The following is an 8592-nucleotide window of genomic DNA, read 5'->3' as shown; positions in this document are numbered from 1 at the left end:
AGGCACTAGGGGGGAGTATGATGGAAAAGGGAAGTAATAACGAGAGGCGAATGATAAATGAGGAGGGTAATGTGGTGAAAACATCTCCTTATATACATACTCGGCTGTTGCCGACAATTCCGAAAGAGGACTTTCTGCCAAAGAGTATTTTTATAATAGAAAATGCTTTGGTGTAGGAATTGAAAAGAATAGTAAGTAATCTTAAAAACAATTATATATGAAGACAAAACCATTTTTAGCAATGTTGTTATTGGTGATAACAGCTTGTGGTTGTTCTAAAACAGAAGAGGAAACAATATTTCCTGAGGCTGTAATGGTTAAGAGTTTTGCGACTGTAGCAAATACTCCTGAGCATAGTTTTGTGAATTTTGCCCTTACCCAAGATGGTTACCAAGTTGTGCAAAATAAAGAAGCCCTACAAGCGCTCTTTCTTAATACTGACCTCAGTACTATAAAGGAATTTAAGGATATTGATTTCGGTACACAGACTCTTATCATAGGAAGAAAAGGGCTTTCTGAAATGGCACAGGCGAAATGTAGGTTTAGCAAGAAAAACAATAATAGCTACGTGCTTACAGTAGACCTCGACTTACTTGGACTATTTGGATCTGTAGTGTTATACTACGGTGCGATAGTACAAAAACTACCTGAAAACGCTACTGTAACCGTAGAAGTGTTGCCTCTTGAAGTGAACAAAGATATTTAGGCACGAAATCGTAGCAAGACAGGTGGAAAAATTAGAGAATTAGGAAATTTAGAAATGAGCAAATGAGGGTGTGAGTCACACGGGATTATTAGCAGGTTTGTCGGAGGGACTCTGAGAGGCTCATCAGAAGAACCTGCCTGCTTTCTGTACGATTGAATTTCGTAAGACAAATAAAAGCATCACTTATAAAAATAAAGCATTATGAAAACAAAAACGTTTTTAGCACTACTGTTATTGGCAATAGTGGGGTGCGGTTGCTCAAAAAAAGAGATTCCTCCACAAGAAGATTGTGGGTGCAATAGTCCTACTGTTTGGACTATTAAAGAATCTCTTGAAGAAGAAATAAGTTTTGCAAACAATCAAAATACTTATTATCCTAACACATTTTGGATAGGCAAGGGGTTTCATTTTTTTATAGTTTGCAATGAGGATATTTTACCTCAAAAAATCAGAGATTTAAAATATAAGGAAGAGGGCACTACTATAAAAGTAAAAATTCAAGGAGAGGTAAAAACTCTTTGTAAAAAATGGATTCACCCAGCAATTTATAGTTATAATCATATTACTTTAACTAAAATAGAAGTGTTATAAAACGACTCTCATAAAACAATAAGTAATAAAAAAGACTATTACATATGAAAACAAAAACGTTTTTAAAACTTGTTACCTATTACTTGATTTAAAATGAACATAACCCTACATAAAACATTAAGAAACGCTTTGTTTTTAATGCTTTGCCTAAGTAGTTCGCTATGTTTGGCACAAGCAAATATAACGGTGAGCAAAACGCACCCACGCTATTTTGAAAAAAACGGTGCGACGTGGATTCCTATTAGCACCAACTATTTGCCTATCCAAAACTTTGAAGAAGCTGAAAAGTACTTTAAACACTTTGCCGAGAATGGCGGAAATGCAATGCGCATCTGGATAAGTACTGAGTTCTTAGAAATAGAAGACCAAAGGGAAGGAAAATACAATCCTGAGAAGTTAGCGCGTATAGAACAGTTGCTACAACTTGCCGAAAAGTATCATATTTACCTTAAATTCACCCTGCATCACTTGCGTACTATCTCTAATAACATCTCACCTGAGGCTTCTTGGTGTAACAGCTATTCATTAGCTACCAAGTTCAAGAATGTAAGCGAGTATGTAAGTAGCAAAAAAGGCAAAAAGTCCTACTTAAAACGCCTCAGAGCGATTGCTAAAAAATGCCAAAACCACCCGTATTTATATGGGTGGGAGTTGTGGAACGAAATGGATTCAGCTCTACCCGAAGCAGAGTGGCTACCTTTTACCGAAGAGATGCTCGGTAAGGTGAAAAAGTTATGCCCTGAGCAATTGGTTACCCAAACCTTAGGCAGTATGCACGCCTCTTATATGGACGACTACTACAAGAAGCTGGCAGTAATACCTGACAACGAGTTTTTGAGCATTCACCGTTATCTGGACGAGGGCGACAAGTGGCATCAATACCCGATAGTGAAAGGAGCTGTGAGTGATTTAGCAACCGATGCCGTAGCTATGGGCTTGACATTTACCAAAAACGACCCCAAGCCTGTTATCATCAATGAGATAGGAGCTGTAAACCCCAACCACGCAGGACCTTCGTCGCTTTATCCGAAAGACACAGAGGGCATTTTGTTACACGATTTTATCTTTGCCCCTTTCTTTGGAGGTAGTGCAGGTTCGGGCAATACTTGGCATTGGGATCATTATATTGAGCCTAACCAACTGTGGTATCACTTTGGGCGTTTCAAAAACGCTATTGAAGGAATTGACCCCGTGAAAGAAGCGATGCAACCCTTCTATTTCAAAAGAAATACCGTAGCCTGTTACGGACTAAAAGGCAAAACAAAAACGATATTGTGGTGCAGAGACCTAACTAACAATTGGAAAACAGAGTTGCGTGAGGGGCGTCCTGCCCAAATGAAACGAGATTTCGAAATACCACTCAACCTCATAAATATAAAATATACTCATTACAGTGTTTACGACCCTTGGACGGATAAATGGGAACGACATATGCCTATGTATGACGGAAAGGCAAAGGCATTGATTCCAGCCTTCAAGCGTTCGATAGTAGTGGTATTAGAAAACCCATAGCATCTTCCTGTCTTCTTTCCTTAGTTTTCTTACTGCCCTGATAGATGAGCAAAGGGCAAAATTATAAAAACAAAGCAATATGTAATTCTCATTTCAAGGGAAGGGTACAGGCAGGAAGGTGTTTTTTATAAAAACGTTAATGTATCTATGAGATATAGCAAACACATCTTTAAAACGCTTATTTCGTTACTTATGATAGGTTGCGCAACACCCGCTATCTTAAAATCTGATAATGAAAAAATCACCCAAAAGAGTTTCAGTGGCGATAGACATATAGAACAGCGCGTAGATTCGGTACTGCGTTTGATGACTCTTGAAGAAAAAATCGGACAAATGACGCAATTCTCAGCCGATTGGTCGGTTACAGGTCCTGTAATGGCTGATAAGTACCAACCTTACCTCGAAAAAGGCTTGGTAGGAAGTATTTTTAACGCTACTTCGGTTGTAGGTATACGAAAATTGCAAAAAATAGCGGTAGAACAAACGCGTTTGGGTATTCCTATCCTCTTTGGTCAAGATGTGATACACGGCTATAAAACTATCTTTCCCATTCCGTTAGCTGAGTCTTGCTCGTGGGATTTGGCATTGATGCGCAAAACAGCTGAACTCGCTGCCCGTGAAGCTACTGCCGATGGTATCAACTGGACGTTTGCCCCTATGGTAGATATTACCCGCGATGCTCGTTGGGGACGCGCAATGGAAGGCGCAGGCGAAGACCCTTATTTAGGAAGCCTTATTGCCGAAGCGCGCGTAAAAGGATTTCAAGGGGGAGACAATTGGCAAACGTTGAGTAGCCCTCACACGCTTTTAGCTTGTGGTAAACACTTTGCCGGCTATGGAGCTGCCGAATCAGGAAAGGACTATAATACAGCTGAACTCTCTATGCACACCTTGCGCAATGTATATTTACCTCCTTATGAGGCGACCCTAAACGCAGGGGTAGGCAGTATAATGGCTTCTTTGAACGAGATAAACGGAGTGCCTGCCACCGCCGACAAGTGGTTGCTTACTGAGGAGCTTCGCAAAGAATGGGGCTTTAACGGCTTGTTAGTGAGTGATTATACAGGCATTAACGAGTTGGTGCGACACGGGGTAGCCAAAGATGATAAACAAGCGGCAAACCTCTCAGCCAATGCAGGAATAGAAATGGATATGAACGGGGCAACCTTTATTAAATACCTTAGTGCCTTAGTAAAAGAAGGCAAAGCAACCGAAGCTCAAATTGATAAAGCAGTAAGGCATATATTGGAAATGAAGTTCCTTTTAGGTCTTTTTGATGACCCCTACCGATACTTAGATGAAACCCGTGCCAAAGAAAATACTTTTACTGAGGAATATCTGAAAGTAGCGCGACAAGCTGTTGCTTCCTCAGTAGTACTCTTGAAAAATGAAGCTGAAGTGTTACCCATCAAAAAGAATAGCGGTAAAACGATTGCTGTAATAGGCCCTATGATGAACAATACAAGTGATATCAATGGCAGTTGGACGTGCTTAGGCGACGGCAAACAAAGCGTGAGTTTACTCTCAGGGCTTACCCAGAAATACAAGGGTACAAATGTAAAACTTCTCTATGCCGAAGGCTGTGGTTTTACAACTATTTCAACAGAACAACTCAAAGAAGCGGTTGCTATAGCTCGCAAAGCCGATAGGGTATTAGTAGCCGTAGGTGAACAGAGCAGCTGGGCAGGAGAATCGGCGGTGCGCACCGACATTCGTTTGCCTCAAGCACAACGCCAATTGCTCGAAGCACTAAAAGCCATAAACAAGCCTATAACTATCATTACTTTTAGCGGACGACCGCTCGACCTTTCTTGGGAAAACGAGAATGTACAAGCTATTTTGCAAGCGTGGTTTCCTGGTACGCAAGGTGGCAATGGCATTGCCGATGTGATAGCAGGCGATGTAAATCCTTCGGGACACTTAACGATGTCTTTTCCGCGCAGTGTAGGACAAATCCCTATTTACTACAACTACAAAAACACAGGGCGACCTGTATATACAAATAATGAAGAAGTAGACCTCCGCCCTCATTATAACGCAGGCTATTTGGATAGTTCCATTACGCCTCTTTATCCTTTTGGTTACGGACTCAGCTATACTACCTTTGCTATTAGTAATGTGCATCTGAATAAAAAAAGTATGAAACGTTATAACGATAGCATTATAGTAAATGCCTCTGTGCAGAATACAGGAACAACCGAGGGCGAAATAGTGTTACAACTCTATACCCGACAGTTAGTAGCAAGTGTTAGTCGCCCCGTAAAGGAATTGAAAGGGTTTCAGAAAATCTCTCTCAAGGCAGGTGAAAGCAAACAAGTCCGTTTTGAACTGCCTTCCGAAGCTCTTGCCTTTTACGGCATCAATGGAAAAAAGGACACTGAGCCCAGCGAGTGCTTGCTGTGGGTGGGCTTACATTCTGCCGATAATAGTAACGAACAACATTTTACAATAGAAGAATAACAAACCATAAAATAATAAACGATTATGAGAATACAACGTACCTTATTCTTATCAGTACTTGCTTTGGCGAGTAGCCTCAGCATAGCGCAAACCCACGATTGGGAAAACTTGGCGGTAAGCAGTATCAACACCGAAAAAAGCCATAGCCACTATGAGCCGGCTGGAAAAGTACTCCTCAACGGCAATTGGCAGTTTGCTTACTTCAAGCACCCTTCACAAGTGCCTGCCGAGTTCTTTTTGGGCAAAGGCATTACGCAATGGGACGCTATAAAAGTGCCTTCGAATTGGCAACTGCAAAGCAACCGATATGACCCTCCTGTTTTTACCAATATCAAATATCCGTTTGAGATGAACCCTCCTTACACCCCTAAGGACTACAACCCTACGGGAGTGTATAGAACGCAGTTCACAGTGCCTAATAAATGGAAAGGCGAGCAGGTGTTCATTCACTTTGCGGGAGTGCAATCGGCGATGGAGTTGTTCATCAATGGTAAGCAAGTGGGCTATCACGAAGATGCAATGCTACCTGCCGAGTTCAACATCACTCCTTACCTAAAAAAAGGCAAAAACGAGCTGTATGTAGAAGTCTTGAACTGGTCGGACGGCAGTTATATAGAAGACCAAGATTTTTGGCGACTCAGCGGTATCTATCGCGATGTATACCTCTTTGCTACCCCCGAGTTGCGTATGCGTGACTTTTCGGTTTATCCTCAGCTCGATGCGCAATACCGCGATGCTACCTTGCAGGTGCAAGTAGAGGTACAAAATTTAGGCGAAAAAGTAAGCGATGCCCTTGTGGTACAAACCACCCTTAAAGACAGTAAAGGCAATGTGATAGGCACTGAAAAAGCCTCTATTGCGGATATTGCTGCGGGAAAAGAAGCTACCGTTAGTGCCCAAATAGCTGTAAAAAATCCGTTGAAATGGACTGCCGAAACCCCTAACCTCTACAAAGTGGAACTCAGTTTGCTCACCGCCAAAGGCAAAGTGTTACAATCGTTTACTCAAAATGTAGGATTTAGGAAGATTGAACTAAGCAACGGATTGCTCCTTGTGAATGGCAAGCCTGTGAAGTTTAAAGGAGTAAACCGCCACGAGTTCGACCCTTATAATGGTCGCACCATCACCCGCCAATCGATGATTGACGATATTATCCTGATGAAAACGCATAACATCAATGCGGTGCGCACCTCTCACTACCCCAATCAGCCTGAGTGGTATGCCCTCTGCGACGAATATGGATTATATGTGGTAGACGAAGCCAATATCGAGAGCCACGGATTGTGGGAGAGTGGCTACTACATAGGCGAACGCCCTGAATGGCAAAAAGATATCGTGGAGCGCAATGTGAATATGGTTGCTCGCGACAAGAACCACCCTTGTATCATCTATTGGTCGATGGGGAATGAATCGGGTTGGGGTAAGAACTTCGATGCGGCTTACGAGGCAATAAAAGCTCTCGACCCTCAAAAGCGCCCCGTGCACTACGAGTCTAAAAACCCTGCTTATGCAGGCGTGCTCTCGCATTACGATATCATCTCTAATATGTACACCGAGCTCAACCACCTAAATAATCTCTTTACCGAAGACCCTAAACGCCCTGTGATTATCTGCGAATATGCCCATTCTATGGGTAACAGCTTAGGCAACTTCCGCAAGTATTGGGAGCTTTTTGCTACCAATGAGCGCTACCAAGGTGGTTTTACGTGGGACTGGAAAGATCAAGCGTTGCGTTGCAAAGATAAGAACGGCAAAGAGTATTGGAACATCATCAATCATATCGATAAGGCGAATGTGAACGACGGATTGGTAAATGCTACAGGCGTTCCTCAACCCGAAATGCACGAACTGAAAAAGGTATATCAGTATTTCAATGTAAAAGATATTGATATCAACACAGGCTTGGTGCTCATCAGCAATAGTAACTACTTTGTAAATAGCGATGAAGTGTATTTGCAATGGGAACTTATCGAGAATGGCAAGCCTATCGCCAATGGGGTAATCAACGATTTGAACATCGCCCCACAAAGCCAAAGAGCCCTACAAATACCTTTCAAAACAAAATTGGTACAAAACGGCAAGGAATACTTTATGAACTTCCGTTTTAAGAATAAAAAAGCTACTGCTTGGGCTTCAAAAGATTTTGAAGTAGCCAAAGAACAACTCGCTTTCCCTAACCGTGTTGAGAGAGAACTCACCAAGAACTCCGATAAAAAACTAACCTTTACTGACGAAGCGACAAACTTCACCGTAAAAGGCGACGATTTTACAGCTGTATTCAGCAAAAAAACAGGCGGTTTAAGTCAATTTACGCATAAAGGGAAAAACCTACTTTCAGAAGCGATGGTGCCCTCTTTTTGGCGTGTGCCTACCGATAACGATGAAGGTGGTTTTGAACAATCATATGCCTCAGCTTGGCGCAAAGCAGGACTAAAAGAAGCTACGGTAACAGCTACCGAAACGAAAGCTACGCCCATAGGGGAAACCCAAGTGAAGATAGTAGCACACAACCGCATTGAAACCAAAGCGGGCAATATCAGCCAACAAGTAACTTACCTCATCAATGGAGACGGACGTATAGATATCAGCACAAATGTGGAAGTACCTGCCTCTATGCCTCCTTTGGCAAGAGTGGGAATGCTCCTAACGCTCGACAAGAGTTTTAACAAAGTAGAATGGTACGGCAAAGGTCCTTATGAAACTTATGCCGATAGAAAAGAATCGGCTTTTGTGGGTATTCACAGTAGTGCAGTAAAGGATATGTACTTCCCTTATGTGATGCCTTCTGAAAACGGCAACCATACCGATACCCGTTGGCTCAAACTCCTTTCGGGTACTACCGAACTGTACATCAGTGCTCCTAAACTCTTTAATTTCAACGTGCAAGACTATTCCGATGATGCGCTAAACCAATCCAAAGAAACCCAAGAACTGCGTCGTGGAGACCACACTTATTTGCACATCGATGAGGCTCAAATGGGTGTAGGAGGTGACGACAGCTGGTCGCCACGCGTACATAAAGAATTTTTGCTCAACCAACCGTATTATCATTACGAATTTAGCATTCAGGTAGGTGGGAAATGAGGAGGCCTTAGGCCTTAGGCACTAGGAAAGCGACGGTCATTATCGTTATATAAAAATCCTCTTAGTTTTGTATAAACATCCCCCTAACCCTCTTCAAATGGGGAATGTAGTGATGGAAAAGAGGAATTAGAAAATGAGAGAATTAGCAAATGGGGAGGGTTGAGGAATTCGGAAGAAAACGGAGGTTTCCAAAAAAGGAGAGTGGGAGAGATTTTGGTGAAAAAAGGCTGTAAGGAGGG

The 8592-nt window shown here is 42.3% G+C and carries 5 protein-coding genes; all 5 read left to right on the top strand.

Annotated features, from left to right (window positions below):
* Positions 1 to 217: 217 nt before the first annotated feature.
* The gene (locus HMPREF9072_RS06675) at positions 218 to 706 is read left to right on the top strand and encodes a hypothetical protein (protein WP_009411012.1); all 489 of its coding nucleotides are present in this window, start codon (positions 218 to 220) and stop codon (positions 704 to 706) included.
* A gap of 201 nt (positions 707 to 907) precedes the next feature.
* Positions 908 to 1297, top strand: coding sequence for a hypothetical protein (locus tag HMPREF9072_RS06670; protein ID WP_009411011.1), 390 nt, complete (start codon positions 908 to 910; stop codon positions 1295 to 1297).
* 93 nt (positions 1298 to 1390) lie between these two features.
* Positions 1391 to 2809, top strand: a complete 1419-nt coding sequence (locus HMPREF9072_RS06665) for a cellulase family glycosylhydrolase (protein WP_009411010.1) — start codon at positions 1391 to 1393, stop codon at positions 2807 to 2809.
* Between the two features lie 147 nt (positions 2810 to 2956).
* The gene (locus HMPREF9072_RS06660; protein ID WP_034566259.1) at positions 2957 to 5269 is read left to right on the top strand and encodes a glycoside hydrolase family 3 N-terminal domain-containing protein; all 2313 of its coding nucleotides are present in this window, start codon (positions 2957 to 2959) and stop codon (positions 5267 to 5269) included.
* 24 nt (positions 5270 to 5293) lie between these two features.
* A complete protein-coding gene (locus HMPREF9072_RS06655; protein ID WP_009411008.1) occupies positions 5294 to 8353 on the top strand; it encodes a glycoside hydrolase family 2 TIM barrel-domain containing protein in 3060 nt (1019 codons plus the stop codon).
* Positions 8354 to 8592 lie beyond the last annotated feature (239 nt).

It is taken from the genome of Capnocytophaga sp. oral taxon 324 str. F0483 (assembly GCF_000318315.2).
Taxonomy (GTDB): Bacteria; Bacteroidota; Bacteroidia; order Flavobacteriales; family Flavobacteriaceae; genus Capnocytophaga; species Capnocytophaga ochracea.
This window is presented reverse-complemented; position numbering and strand designations above follow the sequence as displayed.